Here is a 13,943-nt window from a genome sequence, read left to right as displayed (position 1 = left end):
CTCAAATGAAAATAGAGATGAGTTTGTTGATTTAACAGCCTATGAAAATGAAATTAATAGATTATTATTATATGTTTTATGGTTATCAATATTTTAAGATAAATTTCCATACGCTTTTAATAAATCTTCAGCCATTTCAGATTCTGATAAGGATGCACACCTATTATATAATATTGTTTTTCTAAACTTGTATAAATCAAGATTATCCTCTTTTAACATGCAAAACCAATAAAATATTGGATATAGTCGTCTTAGTGTCATCTTACGTTCATACTTAAATGAGAATAAGCTATTAATTTCATTTTCATAGGCTGTTAAATCAACAAACTCATCTCTATTTTCATTTGAGATTTCCAATTTACTGCATAATTTGTTACTTTCTTCTTTACGGCAATAAGCAACTCCATGAGTTCTGCAAATTACAGGCCTTACTTTATATATACTGCATTCATTATTATTATTTAAAAAGACACATCCTTCTGGAATAACATTTTTTATTGTTGGCATACTGGAATTAAGCCAATCAACAGGATTACCATCTGTAATATTAGACTTTAACTTATTATAATATATAGGATCTGTATATTTTATATAGTCATTAATTTCACAACTCTTTTCAAAAATATTATTTATTTGAGTTTTTGAATGCTCCAACAAATAATCAACTATAATACTAAATTCTACTTCAGAAATACCAAAAATTTGATGGCAACATTCACTACATCCTTTTCCACACTTTGGTTTTAAGTTTAATCTACTTATATCATGTTTAATATTATTATCTATTTTGCTATACAACTTAAATACTTTTGCATATTTGCTATTTGACTTAATATATTTATGAAATTGATTAGTACATTTCTTATTTTGACAAAAACATTTATTTTCTTTTTTCAAAATAAATTCCTCCATATCTAATTAATTGTTAAACCGTTAATGGTATATTTTGCTATTAAACAATTCACCTTATTTGTATATGCATAAAATATGCTTTACAGAACTAATCTCTCAATAGTTTTTAAGTTGAAAAATAGGGACTAAACTTGAAATTAGGATATTAATATATAAAATTCCAAGTTGGATAATAGATTTTAAAATATTACGAATAAAAGGCTGAGAATAGGTTGAATACTTTTAATCTATTGCATACAATGAAATATCAATTTTATTATTAAAAATATTGGAATAGTATGTTAATGTGGTATTATATAACTAAGAGATAAATACGAATTTGTGTAGGACATGTAATATGAATGAAGAGGTAATTGATGAATATAATATTAAAGAAATTAAAAAAGAGAATTTAGAAAAATATAAGAAAGCTGGAATCTGGGCTTTATGGGCTGAGAATAAAGAGGGAAAAAGAGTATGCCTTGAAGTTGCACAAACGAAAAACATATATGAAGAGATAAAGAGTGCACTTTATATATTATCTAACAAAGATGATTTAAAATGTAAACAGTGTACTGAGACATATTATGCAAGGCAAAGGTTTAAGGAATATAGTGTCAAATTTAAGATTCATAAGTGCAAATCATGTGAATATGAAAGTGATTTAAGAATTAAATCTTGGAAAAGGAATCCTAGATATATTGATAAATACCAAGATATGATTTTAAATTATCAGAAGTTTGAATTTGTATCAGTAGATATTTCTCCTGAAATGGAAGATAAAACTAACAGATGTGAGATAGAAAAGAAATATGCACAAACAAAGCAAGCATTATATTGGTGGGCATAATTTGTTTGCAACATAGAAAAGAAACAAAATTAGTAACTTTAAGTGAATGTACAAATTCCAATTTATAGGGGGATTACAGTAACAACTTTGATAAAATATGCAGAGAAAAGGTTAGATAGCTATGTTTTTAGTATTAAAAATGATGATATAAATCAATGCAAATAGCAAGCCACCCAATGGGTGGCTTAAAATGGTTTATTTAATAATTAATTTTTGTCCTGGATAAATAAGATTAACATCTTCAATGCCATTTTTACTTGCAATACTAGCCACAGTAGTATTAAACCTTCTAGAAATACCATATAGAGTATCACCTTTAACAACAGTATAAGTATTAGATGTACTAGGTGTACTTGGCATAGCTTCAGATATACCATATACATTGCAGATAGCTTCAAATATAGCATTTGCAATAGAAATATGATTATAACTTACCATATCATTAGCACTATCAACAAAGGCACACTCAATAATTAAAGCTGGCATTTTAGTACCCTTTAAAACATAAAGATCATTCCTAGTTTTAACCCCTCTATTTCTAAGACCTATCCCTAGGAGCTTATTTAAAATTACATTTCCTAAATCATAAGAGCTATCACCAGGATAAATTAGCACCTCAGCACCAGTTCCACCACCTGCATTATGATGAATACTTATAAAAATATCGCAGCCAGAGTTGTTAGCAACATTACATCGTCTAGATAGAGAATCAGAAAGAGAGTAAGCATTTGATGGTGTACAATTAACAACAGTTACACCAGTAGCACTAAGTTTTCTAATAAGTTCATTTCCAACTAGGGCATTAAGTTCATCTTCAAATCTTAAACCATTTGCACCAGTATCATAAGTAACATTATGACCAATATCAATTCCAATAACCATTTTGAAAAACCTCCTTAAAATTGTAAATTCCTTTATTATATATGGTAAAAATGCATATATAATAAAAATAAAAGGGTGGAGGTGTAGTACCATTGAAAATTGAAGAAAAGATGCATTTAGAAGAATTAGTTCTTAAAGCGAAATATGGTAATGATAAGGCTAAGGAAGAAATATTAGATATATTAAGTAAAGGAGTAAGGTATTATGCTTCAAAGTTTTTTATTAAAGGATATGAGTTAGAAGACCTAATAAGCGAAGGATATAATTCAGTATTACATTCCATAAACAAATATAAAACAGAATGCAATTGTTTTTATACATATGCTTGTAGAAGTATAGAAAACAATTATAAATACTTATTAAGACAAAGCAAAGAACCAGAGAATAGAGAAAGCATTTCATTAACAGATGAATTAAGTGATACATTAAATAGCAAAGAAATAACAGTAGAAGATGCTGTATTAATAAACATATTAAAGAAGGCTATAGAAACACTACCAGAAGAAGAAAAGGAAATAATAAAGGAAATCTACTTAAAAGATAATTCTATAAGTGATGTAGCTAGACAAAAGGGATTATCCTTTGGTAGAGTTCAATACTTAAGGAATAGAGGAATAAGTAATTTAAAAGGAGTGGTTTAAAATCTATAACGATAGTCAAATAAGTGGCGATTGGGAGGTGTAAAACTACTAATAAAAAATATAAAAATATTAAATCATGGAGGTGAAATAGAAATGGAAGTAAAAGATCTAGTAGATTTAATTGCTAATGTTGGGTTTCCAGTAGCTGTAAGTGCCTATCTATTAATAAGATTAGAAAAGCACATAGACACACTGAACACATCAATTAACAAGCTAAATACAATAGTATCTACTAAACTTGGAGTAATAATTGAAAATGAATAATAGTAAAAAAGCTTTGGATAATAGTATCTAAAGCTTTTTTTATGCTTAATTAAAATAGTTAAGATATAATTAAAATGAATAACTTTTATAAAAAAATAACATTAATAGCAACCTTGATCGAGATAAACTCTCCCGAGGAAGAACGCATCAATGTATAAAAAAAATCCAGGTACAATCAGTCTAAATTAAGTACTTGCTACTGTAAAATTTCTTTTTTTAAAACTGTCCTTGACATAGGGGCCACTTAAAAAAGCAACTCTTTTGTAAAAATGTAGATAGTTATGTTTTTTATGTATAAATAGGGAAAATATATCGATAAAATGTTAAGAATATGGTAATATATTTTGTGAAATATAAATGTAATGAGGGTATAGAAATGCTAAAAATATTTAGAAAAAAGACAATTAGTGAAGAGTTGAACTTAGAAGGAAAGTTAGCTGATATAAAAAATATCTTATATGCTAATACAAATGCATCAGTCTCACAAATGAGATCATTTATTGAGGCATTATGTAGAGCTATACTTATATATGAAGGTATTGAATATAATGATCAGGTAAAATTAGTTGATTTAATAAAGGAAATTGAAGATAGAAAAATATTCTCTGGAGAAAATATAAAATTTTTTACTATATGTAGACAAATAGGGAATAGTACAACTCATAATTATATTTACCCTACAAAGGAAGAGGCTGCAATTTATTATAGTCAGTTAGAAAAGTTATATGAAGAATTTCAAATTAAGTATGAAGATGAGTATAGAAACTATAGAAAAGAATTATTAAAACAATATGATAAACAATTAGAAGAAGAGGCAAACGCTAATGAAAAGCAATACTTACTTTTAAATGGAGAAGAAGTTTTTGTTCCAAAGGAAAGCATATCAGAAAATAATTTGATTTCCTATGAAGTAATAAAGAAAAGATTAAATTCACAGTTAGATTATTTATTTAAGGCTTTTAGTGATTTAAACTTAGAAAATAAAAATATAGAGCTAGCAAAAGAAAAACTTAATAATAATACCTTTAATATAGTGGTTTTAGGTGAGGTAAACAGAGGAAAATCAACACTTATAAACGCTTTATTAGGAAAAAATATTCTTCCATCAAACATACTTCCTACAACATCAGTAATTACAAAGGTTGTTTATGGGGAGAAGGAAAAAGCTTTAATTGAGTTTAATAATGGAACAAAGAAAACTATTCAATTAGATAAATTAAAGGATTATGTTACAACTGTACAGAAGGAGAATAATGTTAATATAAAGTCAACGACAGTATATTATCCTAATATTCTTTGTAAGAATAATTGTGTTTTGGTAGACACTCCTGGAGTTAATGATATAGATAGTAGTAATACGGAAATTACCTATAATTACATTCCTTATGCTGATGCAATAATATTTTTAATAGATCCAGATCAAGTATTTACAAGCAGTGAAAAGTTTTTTTTAAAGTCAAGGGTACTTACTCATAATTTAAATAAAATGTTCTTTGTCTTAAATAAGGCAGATAATATTAATGAGTCTGGAATTAAAGGCTTAAGTAAATATATTGAGAGTACTTTAAAGGAATTAGAATTACCTTGTAAATTTTATATAGTTTCATCCAAGGACGCGTTAATTGGAAAAATGAAAGGACAAACTAATAAGTATTTTGAAGACTTTATTCTTTTAGAGAAAGATATAGAGAAGTTCCTATTTCTTGAAAAAGGGAATCAAGTTATTAAAAATACATTAGGAAGAATTCTAAGTATTGCAGATGAAGGAATTAATAAGATATACCAGCTTAATAGTTTTTCTGATATGAAAGCAAAGGAGCTTAATAAAATTGAAAAAGAGCTTTTAGATAGAAATAATGAAATATTAAAGGGTGAGAAAGATATATTTAAATACATTGATGAAGACTATAATAAGTTACAAAATAAAATTGTTGATATTATTTATGTTGAAATAAATAAGTCATTAGATAATCTTATTGAAAAATTAAATAGAGAAGAATTGATGAGTGATGATAGGTTAAGTGAATTAGAAGGGTTTATTAATAAAAGTATTAATAATTGGATTAATGTAAGGATAAACCCAATTTTAGTAACAGAGCTTAATAAAATTAATAATGAGTTAATTACTATGATAAATGAGAAGGTAAAGATGCCTATTTCTGTTGAGGCCTCTAATTATGACTCACATAAAAGTTTAGTTGTTCTTACTAGTAATGATATAGAAACATGTTACACCCCAAGTCTTAAAAGTAATGATGATTTAACCTTTATAGGGGTAGGGGCTTTAATCACTACCTTACTAAGTGGAAGTCTTTTAGGGGGAGTAATTATTGGTGCATTGAGCTTATTATTTTTATCATCTACAGAAAGCAATAATTCTACTAAAGAAAATAATATTCAAGAGGTCATTAAAAATATAACATTAAAGAGAGAAACCATAATTGAAAATATTAAAAATGAAATAGTTAATAGAATAAATAATGATTATAGAAATAATAAAGAGTATGTGAGAAGAGAAATAAGTAATTCAATAAATAATAATGTTAAATTAATTAAAGAAACAAATAAGAATCTTGAGGAAAATAGGATCGAAAAGGATAACTTAAAAAATGAACTAAATAATATTTTAAAGAATTTAATTATTATCTATAAACAAAATAAAAAATATATAAGAGAGGGTCAATAGTCACAATATGAATAGTAAGATAAAAGAAGTAATGAATACCTTAGAACAAATTAAAGAAAGCAATATTTTAAATAATGAGTCAAATCAATCTATAAGTAATACAATAAAAAAAGTAAATGATATATATAACGAAAAGACAGTGAAGGTTTCTATACTTGGCGAGTTTAGTTCTGGTAAGTCTACTTTTATTAATGGGGTTTTAAATGAGGATATTTTAAGCTATGGTGATGAACCTACTACTGCAATTAATACAGTTATAAAGTATGGGGATAAGCCTCTATTTGGGCTGTTTTTGAAAATGGTGAAAGAAAGAAAATTAATAAGAAGGATATAAGGTTATACATAAAAGAAGGGGAAAGAAAGAAAAAATGTAGCACCCTTGAAATAATAAGTGGAAATAGTTATTTAAAAGAGGGATTAGTAATAATTGATACTCCTGGAGCTAATATAAATAAATATGAACATAATCTTCAAAGAAAAAAAGCAATAAAGGAAAGCTCTGTAGGTATATTTTTAATTAGTTGTCAAAGTTTAACCTCTAAATCTTTCATGGAGTTTCTTAAAGAAAATAAAGATGAATTACAAAAGGTTATATTTGTATTAACTAAGGTAGATATTTATGAGGATGAAGAGATTTCAATTGATATGGACAATAAAACTCCAAAGCAGAAACTTAGAAGTTCGTTAGAATATGTAACAAGTGTAATTAAGGAATATGGTGGTATTAAGCAGCCACAAGTTTTTTCTGTTTCTTCTAAAGCCTTTATTGAGAAAAGAAAGTTAAAGGTTATAGATGTTGAAAAGTCTTTTAATAATGTAGTAGATAAAATTAAGGATAGTGCACTTAAAGATAAGAAAAGTATAATTCAAAAGGAAATAGAGAAGATTTTATCTCAAATAATTAAAGAATTAAACTACCTATTAGAAAAAAGAGATGTGGATTGTAAAAAAGAAATTCAAAAGGTTAATGGGGAAATACAAGAATTTGACAAATTGATTAGTAGTATATCAAGGGAGTTTTCTTCATCCTTAGATAGTGATATTCTTTCAAGAAAAAATAGGATTAGGTCGAAATTGCAAGGATTTAAACGTGAGTGTTTAAATAGTGTGGAAAACGAAATTAATAAAATTGATACCTTGAGTTCATTTAAGGAAAAAGCTGATACAATTGTAAAAGATGAGTATAGGTATTTTGAAAATAAATGCTGTAGTTATATTAATGAGGAGGTAAGAAGCCTTGGATTATCAGAATTTCAGAAGGCTGAACTGGAGCTGAAGAAATATTTTGAAAATATTGAAAAGACATATAAGCATCTTGGAATACAGCAGAAATTAACCAGGAAAAAAATATTAATTTCATTAATTTTATCCTTGCCAATATACTGTATTTTTAAGGTGATTATAGGAAAGAGCTTCATGATTTCTATATTACTTTCATTTATAATGTTTTTTATAAGTTACATTGTACAAAAGAAAAGAATTGATTTTTACATACCTTCTGGAAGTTATACAAGTATGACTGTTTCTTTAGAAAATAGAAATAGTATTACAACTGTTGGTGGTATAGATGAAACTCATACTACAGGGGGGGGATTGTTAATTGGAGCTTTCTTAGGGGGGCCTCTTGGGGCTATAGTAGGAGCTGGAATTGGAGCATTAATTGGAAGTTTCTTTTCAGGAGAAAAACTAATGAAAGCTAGGGACGGGTTATTTAAAGCCGTTGAAGGTGATTTAGTTAATCAGTGTGTAAAATTTGGTGAAAATCTTAATGTAACCATGAGCAAGCAAAAAGATCAGTTAGAAATAAACTTGCAGAAGTACATAAAAGATAATAAAAATTTATATGCTGTATTGTTAAAAGGCATCGAGGATTATAATTCAGGTATGTTTGTAAGACTTACAGATATTCAAAAGTTATCTAAGATGTATTGCAGGGAATTACAGAAATTCACGAGTTTGTAGCAAATTCTAAAAGCGAAGCTTCTGGAATTAGGACACTGGATGCAATGTCATCAACTTAGTAGAAAAACTTACATTAGTTTGGGTTTGCTAGCAACATTGGTCGAAACAAGCTCTCCTGCGGAAGCACCCCTTTAATGTATAAAAAATCATTGATACACTCATAAAGGTTATTCTAAACGAAATATAGAAACAAAATAAAAACAAATGATTTTTTGTTAGTTAATTGATTAGTAGTGTCATTTAAAGTAAATGATAGAAAAGAAAATGGAGTTTCATAAGGTACAGTGGGACAGTAGATAGATTTATAAAAACAAATCTATCTACTGTCACTGAAAACCCTAGTATGTTGGGATGATTTAAAATAATCATCCCTTTTACTGTGCTATGGAAAGATAATTTTTTACATGACTTAATTAAAGCATCTAAATATTCCAACTAACTTTCCAAGTATAACAAAATCATTTACTGCTAGTGGAGTAAAATTATAATTTTCATTTATTAAAACTGATGTATAATTCTCTATAAAAAGTTTTGCAATCTTTGCTTTATTATCTAGTTTAGTTAATATAACATCATTATGCATTGCAGCATTACTTTCTTCAAATATAGCTAAATCTCCTGGAAGCAATCCAATATTAATCATATCTGAATCAACTACTTTAAACATAAATAATGATTTATAACTTTTTACAAAATCAAGTGGTAGGGGAAAAATATCCTCAATATTATCAATTGTTAATAGTGGTTTGTAAGCGAATACATCTTTTATTATTGGTATATTTAACATTTCTTTTTTATTGCTATTAATATCCACTATCTCTAATGCCCTTGGTTTAGTAGGATTTCTTTTTAGTAGTCCTTTTTTCTCTAATGCTTTTAGATGACCATGAACAGTTGCTGTTGATTTTAAACCAACAGCAGTACATATCTCTCTTACTGATGGGGGATATCCTTTGATATTTGAATATGAGATTAAAAAATTATATATTTCCTTTTGTATAGGTTTAAGTTCTACCATCGAAGCACCTTCTTATACTATTTTTGTAAAATTATAACATAAAATTACAAATGATGCAAACAAATGTTCTAGTATGTTTCTTAGTAGATAATATATGTTCTAGTGATTTATTACTTGCTATATTTAAATTTATTATATGTTTCTTTAAACAAAGTTAAGGAGAACTATTAAATTCTAAATTACTATATTCTTCTATTTGAATAGTTAGCCTCAATTTATTTCAATAGATTGATATTTAATATTACTTGCACAAGTATGAGAATAAACGAAATAATAGTTTTTATGTGTTAAAAATTATTATTTATTAATCCCAACTTATGTAGCTCCTCATAATATAGTTCATTAACAGTATAAATTTCTTTTTTCCACCTCGTAATTGTAGAGGGTAATAGATTAAATAGGTTAGCTAGAAATTCAGTATCTAAATCTTTTAAATATTCACCTTGACGCAATACAAATCTATAGTAAGGGGTTAGAATTAGCTCCTCAGGAAAAACATCTACCAATTTAATTAGCGTAGGTCTAGAGACGCTGTCATTTCTACTAGTTTCAATCTCATGTATTGTAGGAAGTCCTATCTTTGTTAGTTTTGAGGTTTCTTCAAGTGTTATATTAAATAATTTTCTAGTCATTCTAAGTCTTCCGCCTATATTGGATGTATCAAATTCAAATATATTATATGGAGTGTATTTTTTCGCAGTCCAGTACAAAGAGTATGTGGTAGTTGTACAGCTAGATTCTCAGGACATAGGGTAAAACGTTTTTGTAAAGTTCAAGCTGATCCAAGAAATGTATTTGAAGGGAGAAGATTTATATGATAAAGACAATTATTGTTGGAGGCGGATGGTCTGGTGCAGCAGCTGCAATAACAGCTAAAAAAGCAGGAGCAGAAGTACATTTATATGAAAAAACAGATTTATTGTTAGGGCTTGGAAATGTTGGGGGAATAATGAGAAATAACGGAAGATGGACAGCTTCTGAAGAGTTAATAGAGCTTGGGGCTGGAGATTTAATTGATATTGTAGATAATACAGCAAGACATAAAGATATAGATTTTCCAGGGCATAAGCATGCAACATTATATGATGTTAATTTAATTGAAGGTAAAGTAAGTAAGTATTTAGAAAAAATGGGAGTAATTATTCATATAGAAAGCAGAGTAACTGATGTCAAATTAGAAGGAACTAAGATTAAAGGTATATATCTTAGTGATGGTACTTATGAAGAAGGAGATGTGTTTATAGAAACTACAGGAACAACAGGACCAATGGGGAATTGTTTAAGATATGGAAATGGATGTTCAATGTGTATTTTAAGATGTCCAGCCTTTGGTCCAAGATTAAGTATAAGTGAAAGATGTGGAGTATCTGATATACAAGGTGAAAGAGATGAAGATACTTTAGGAGCCTTTTCAGGATCATGTAAACTAGCTAAAGAAAGTTTATCAAAAGAAATAGTTGAACAATTAGATAAAACAGGATGTGTAATTTTAGAAGTTCCAAAGGAAGATGTAAATTATGATAAACTCAATGCTAAAGTATGTCAGCAATATGCTCTAAAAGAATTTGCAGAAAATATAATTTTACTAGATACTGGACATGCTAAGCTTATGACAACTTATTATCCATTAAAGAAGCTAAGAAAAATTAAAGGCTTAGAAAATGCAAAATATGTAGACCCGTATGCAGGAAGTAAGGGAAATTCAATAAGATATTTATCAGTAGCTCCAAGAACCAATGATTTAAAGGTAAAAGGAGTAGACAACTTATTTTGTGCTGGAGAAAAATCTGGGCTTTTTGTAGGACATACAGAAGCTATAGCAACTGGCAGCTTAGCAGGACATAATGCCGTAAGGCTTGCAATGGGAATACCTTTATTAATTTTGCCAGGTTCAATTGCAATAGGAGATATAATATCCTATGCAAACGAAAAAGCAGGAATAAGAGAAGGAAGAAAAAATAGATATACCTTTGCAGGTGCAGAATACTTTAAGAGGATGAAGGAGCTAGGACTTTATACAACAGATAAAGAAATAATAAAAGACAGAATTAAAAAAATTAATTTAGATAAAGTGTTTGAGCAAAAACTTATTTAGTTCACAGTGCACAGGTGGCAGGTAACAGGTAATAGAACAGTAAAGAAATGAATAATAGTAAAAAAGCTTTAGGTAGGATTATCTAAAGCTTTTGTCAATGCTGATAAGTATTATTAAATAAGTTAAGTGATCAAAATCAAATACTAAATATAAAATCATCATGGGATTATGTCGTTAATTTAAGTAGGACAAATTCTTCAGATTTAAGCAAAGAAGTTATTTGTGATATTCATAGTAAAGTTGCTAAAGATGAAGCTTTAATAGTAGGTGGCTTTAGAAATGGTAATATTGGAATTGCAGGTACAGTTAAATATAACTGTACCTGCAATTCCAGTGATTTAGAAGAAGTATTTAAAGCTGATATAGATAAAATAAATTCTATAGATAATTTGCTTGAAAAAGCTATAATAATTAATTTATGGTTATCTTACTGTAAGTTTTTTATGATGGAAATAAGAGAACTGCTAGGCTTTCATCAAACCTTATCCTATTATCAAATGATATAGGAGTACTTTCTATACCAGCTAGATATAAGGTTGAGTATAATAAGTTGATGCTAGATTTTTATGAAACTCTAGAAGCTGATGAAGTAATAAAGTTTATTTTAGAAAAGTGTATAACTTTCTTCCATGGATTTAACTATAAAAATATAACTAATTAATCTAAGTTGTTAAAATAAATCCTCTCATATGCAGATGTGATATGCATATGAGAGGATTTATTTTTTTGATTGTATTACAGGGAAATTCTCTTGAGTTAAAAAGGATGGGAACCTTCTGCTAAAAATTCTAAGCCAATGAGGAGGGGCTTTGGGGTCAGCATATATAGCAGGAAATCCCTTTGAACTTATAGCCTGCGGCAGAGCGGAAATAATTTTTCAAAAATTACAGTTTATTTTACCTGTATAAAACTTAAATATTAGGCTTAGTTTTAAAAAGTTTGCAATAATATGATTAACTCTTGAAAAACAGAGGATTTTAAAATAAGAATCACAAATATGTGTTGTTTGGAAAAATTTTAAATATTACATATATTTATGCATAATTAAACATATGTAAGTAATAGTAATATTTTATGGGGGAGTTTATTTTTTTACTCCCAAATAAAAAGGAAGTTGCAAATAAAGAAAGGGAGATGGATATGACAATTTATACGACTAAAGAATGGAAGGGTTATGGTAAGCAGAATTATTATTGGAACGAGTATAGACTTGAAGGAAACGAAGTTGTTAAGTACAAGTGTCACAGGCAGAAGTTCTTTGATGGTGATGAAAACAACTGGAACGAAGATGAGGAAGTTGAAGGATCTTGGGCAATAGATGATCCTAACATGCCAGAGTGGCTGAAAAAGTATATAAAATAATGTAATTATATGACGAGAATAAAAGAAAATCTTATATTTCAAATTTTGAAAAAAATTTCCGCTCTGTCCCATGAAAAGTGGGACTGTAGCGTGAAAAGCAATTGCAAGGGGAGGACTAGCTTTCTAGCAATTGACAAAAAGGTACTAGTAAGGCTACCTGTACCTTTGTATATATGGTTTTAAACCATATATTTTATTTAGAGGTGAAGTTTTATGAAAGAAATTATATTAGCAATGGACATTGGACACAATGTTCCTTATGACGGAGGAGTAGTGGGATTTCGCACAGAAGATGCTCTAAATAGGTTAGTTGTAAATGCCTTAATAAGTAAGCTTATGGGTAGAGGAATTAAGGTTGTGAATTGTACACCGAGTACTGCTAAAAGCCTTAATGATTCATTGTACCAAAGAGTAAATACAGCAAATAACTCTGGTGCAACCTTTGTTTGTATCAATACATCATAATGCATGTCCTGGTGGATATGGGTCAGAGGTTTTGTGTATTAAAGATAACTACCAAGGTGGCTTATCAACAAAGGTAGGACAAGCTATCTTAAATGAATTAGCTTCAATTGGACTTAAAAATAGAGGTGTAAAGGATAGAAGGGACTTGTATGTTATTAATAATACTTCAATGCCTGCATTAATTGTTGAATGTGTCTTTGTTGACAATAGTTCTGATATGGCAAACTACAATCCAGAAAAGAGCGCAGCTGCAATATACAAAGGAATATGTACAGCATTTGCTTTACCAGAAAATCAAGAACCTAGTACTAATGATGAAGAATATTATATTGTTAAATATGGAAATACATTATGGGGAATAAGTAAAAGATTTAACACTACTGTAGATAAATTAGTCGCGCTAAATAATATAGCAAATAGAAATTTAATTAATGTTGGACAAAAATTAAGGGTAAAGTAAGACTAAGGTGGATAAAAGGTTTATGTATTAAGGTACGTAAGCCTTTTTTGTTGTATTTAGAATACCACAGGTTATACCTGTGGTTCCGGAGAGCTTCTAGCGGTGAGTAGAAATAAAAAAACCTCCATTGTAAAATTATAGTAGGTTTGCTGACCACAACTATAATACAAGGAGGTATCCAATTTGGATAATAGTAGTTTAGCACATAGCAAATGGAATTGTAAATATCATATAGTATTTGCACCAAAGTATAGGAGACAAATAATTTATGGGAAAATAAAAGCTGATATAGGAGTAATTTTGAGAAGATTATGTGAACAAAAAGGTGTAGAAATTATAGAAGCAAATGCATGTAAAGATCATATAC

Annotated in this window: 16 protein-coding genes and 1 pseudogene; 13 read left to right on the top strand and 4 right to left on the bottom strand. The window is 28.2% G+C overall.

Going from position 1 to position 13,943, the window contains the following annotated elements:
• Positions 1 to 93 precede the first annotated feature (93 nt).
• Entirely contained in the window at positions 94 to 897 is an 804-nt protein-coding gene (locus A500_RS18670; protein WP_016209139.1) for a YkgJ family cysteine cluster protein, read from the bottom strand.
• 352 nt (positions 898 to 1,249) lie between these two features.
• Here A500_RS18670 and A500_RS18665 point away from each other — a divergent pair, with 352 nt between their 5' ends.
• Complete coding sequence (locus A500_RS18665; protein WP_016209138.1) at positions 1,250 to 1,741, top strand: hypothetical protein; 492 nt, start codon at positions 1,250 to 1,252, stop codon at positions 1,739 to 1,741.
• A gap of 42 nt (positions 1,742 to 1,783) precedes the next feature.
• Positions 1,784 to 1,906, top strand: coding sequence for a hypothetical protein (locus A500_RS21835; RefSeq protein ID WP_278245145.1), 123 nt, complete (start codon positions 1,784 to 1,786; stop codon positions 1,904 to 1,906).
• A gap of 30 nt (positions 1,907 to 1,936) precedes the next feature.
• On the opposite strand, the gene A500_RS18660 is transcribed toward A500_RS21835, so the two are convergent.
• Entirely contained in the window at positions 1,937 to 2,623 is a 687-nt protein-coding gene (locus A500_RS18660) for an N-acetylmuramoyl-L-alanine amidase (RefSeq protein ID WP_016209137.1), read from the bottom strand.
• A 92-nt stretch (positions 2,624 to 2,715) separates the two neighbouring features.
• On the opposite strand from A500_RS18660, the gene A500_RS18655 reads away from it, so the two are divergent.
• The 5 genes from A500_RS18655 (at position 2,716) to A500_RS18635 (ending at position 8,176) form a co-directional block, all read left to right on the top strand.
• The gene (locus tag A500_RS18655; protein WP_016209136.1) at positions 2,716 to 3,264 is read left to right on the top strand and encodes a sigma-70 family RNA polymerase sigma factor; all 549 of its coding nucleotides are present in this window, start codon (positions 2,716 to 2,718) and stop codon (positions 3,262 to 3,264) included.
• Positions 3,265 to 3,357: 93 nt separating this feature from the next.
• Positions 3,358 to 3,528 carry a YvrJ family protein gene (locus tag A500_RS18650; RefSeq protein ID WP_083935730.1) on the top strand — a complete coding sequence of 57 codons (171 nt, stop codon included), beginning with the start codon at positions 3,358 to 3,360 and terminating at the stop codon, positions 3,526 to 3,528.
• 376 nt (positions 3,529 to 3,904) lie between these two features.
• Positions 3,905 to 6,214 carry a dynamin family protein gene (locus A500_RS18645; protein WP_016209134.1) on the top strand — a complete coding sequence of 770 codons (2,310 nt, stop codon included), beginning with the start codon at positions 3,905 to 3,907 and terminating at the stop codon, positions 6,212 to 6,214.
• Between the two features lie 7 nt (positions 6,215 to 6,221).
• Entirely contained in the window at positions 6,222 to 6,548 is a 327-nt protein-coding gene (locus tag A500_RS21830; protein WP_016209133.1) for a dynamin family protein, read from the top strand.
• Positions 6,494 to 8,176, top strand: coding sequence for a dynamin family protein (locus A500_RS18635; protein WP_083935727.1), 1,683 nt, complete (start codon positions 6,494 to 6,496; stop codon positions 8,174 to 8,176). Before A500_RS21830 ends, A500_RS18635 begins: the two co-directional genes overlap by 55 nt.
• Before the next feature lie 409 nt (positions 8,177 to 8,585).
• On the opposite strand, the gene lexA is transcribed toward A500_RS18635, so the two are convergent.
• Both lexA and A500_RS18625 read right to left on the bottom strand, forming a co-directional pair.
• Complete coding sequence (gene lexA / locus A500_RS18630) at positions 8,586 to 9,194, bottom strand: transcriptional repressor LexA (RefSeq protein WP_016209131.1); 609 nt, start codon at positions 9,192 to 9,194, stop codon at positions 8,586 to 8,588.
• Between the two features lie 287 nt (positions 9,195 to 9,481).
• Positions 9,482 to 9,904, bottom strand: a complete 423-nt coding sequence (locus A500_RS18625) for a helix-turn-helix domain-containing protein (RefSeq protein WP_157453709.1) — start codon at positions 9,902 to 9,904, stop codon at positions 9,482 to 9,484.
• Between the two features lie 3 nt (positions 9,905 to 9,907).
• Here A500_RS18625 and A500_RS20635 point away from each other — a divergent pair.
• The 6 genes and pseudogenes from A500_RS20635 to tnpA all read left to right on the top strand — a co-directional run.
• Positions 9,908 to 10,012, top strand: a pseudogene (locus A500_RS20635) (sulfide/dihydroorotate dehydrogenase-like FAD/NAD-binding protein); the annotation flags it as partial.
• On the top strand, positions 10,012 to 11,289 hold the full coding sequence (locus A500_RS18620) for an FAD-dependent oxidoreductase (protein ID WP_040437173.1): 1,278 nt from the start codon (positions 10,012 to 10,014) through the stop codon (positions 11,287 to 11,289). The pseudogene A500_RS20635 and the gene A500_RS18620, both read left to right, overlap by 1 nt.
• Before the next feature lie 1,074 nt (positions 11,290 to 12,363).
• Positions 12,364 to 12,651, top strand: coding sequence for a hypothetical protein (locus tag A500_RS18610; RefSeq protein WP_016209127.1), 288 nt, complete (start codon positions 12,364 to 12,366; stop codon positions 12,649 to 12,651).
• Between the two features lie 213 nt (positions 12,652 to 12,864).
• Positions 12,865 to 13,116: an N-acetylmuramoyl-L-alanine amidase CwlD gene (locus tag A500_RS21515; protein ID WP_242835169.1), complete on the top strand. Its 252-nt coding sequence runs from the start codon at positions 12,865 to 12,867 to the stop codon at positions 13,114 to 13,116.
• Positions 13,094 to 13,576 (top strand): N-acetylmuramoyl-L-alanine amidase, encoded by a 483-nt coding sequence (locus A500_RS18605; protein WP_242835168.1) that lies wholly within the window; start codon positions 13,094 to 13,096, stop codon positions 13,574 to 13,576. The genes A500_RS21515 and A500_RS18605 overlap by 23 nt, the downstream gene beginning before the upstream one ends.
• 183 nt (positions 13,577 to 13,759) lie before the next feature.
• A partial coding sequence (gene tnpA, locus A500_RS18600; RefSeq protein ID WP_016209126.1) for an IS200/IS605 family transposase occupies positions 13,760 to 13,943 on the top strand: 184 nt, incomplete at its 3' end.

This window comes from Clostridium sartagoforme AAU1, from assembly GCF_000401215.1.
Lineage (GTDB): Bacteria > Bacillota > Clostridia > Clostridiales > Clostridiaceae > Clostridium > Clostridium sartagoforme.
Note: the sequence above shows the minus strand (reverse complement) of the source record. Positions and strands in the feature narration are given on the sequence as shown.

What these genes read in the sequence shown, in the direction of transcription:
- A500_RS18665 (WP_016209138.1), top strand. Translation starts at nt 1,250, where the DNA reads ATGAATGAAGAGGTAATTGATGAATATAATATTAAAGAAATTAAAAAA.
- A500_RS18660 (WP_016209137.1), bottom strand. Translation starts at nt 2,623, where the DNA reads ATGGTTATTGGAATTGATATTGGTCATAATGTTACTTATGATACTGGT.
- A500_RS18650 (WP_083935730.1), top strand. Translation starts at nt 3,358, where the DNA reads ATGGAAGTAAAAGATCTAGTAGATTTAATTGCTAATGTTGGGTTTCCA.
- A500_RS18645 (WP_016209134.1), top strand. Translation starts at nt 3,905, where the DNA reads ATGCTAAAAATATTTAGAAAAAAGACAATTAGTGAAGAGTTGAACTTA.
- A500_RS21830 (WP_016209133.1), top strand. Translation starts at nt 6,222, where the DNA reads ATGAATAGTAAGATAAAAGAAGTAATGAATACCTTAGAACAAATTAAA.
- lexA (WP_016209131.1), bottom strand. Translation starts at nt 9,194, where the DNA reads ATGGTAGAACTTAAACCTATACAAAAGGAAATATATAATTTTTTAATC.
- A500_RS18610 (WP_016209127.1), top strand. Translation starts at nt 12,364, where the DNA reads ATGGGGGAGTTTATTTTTTTACTCCCAAATAAAAAGGAAGTTGCAAAT.
- A500_RS21515 (WP_242835169.1), top strand. Translation starts at nt 12,865, where the DNA reads ATGAAAGAAATTATATTAGCAATGGACATTGGACACAATGTTCCTTAT.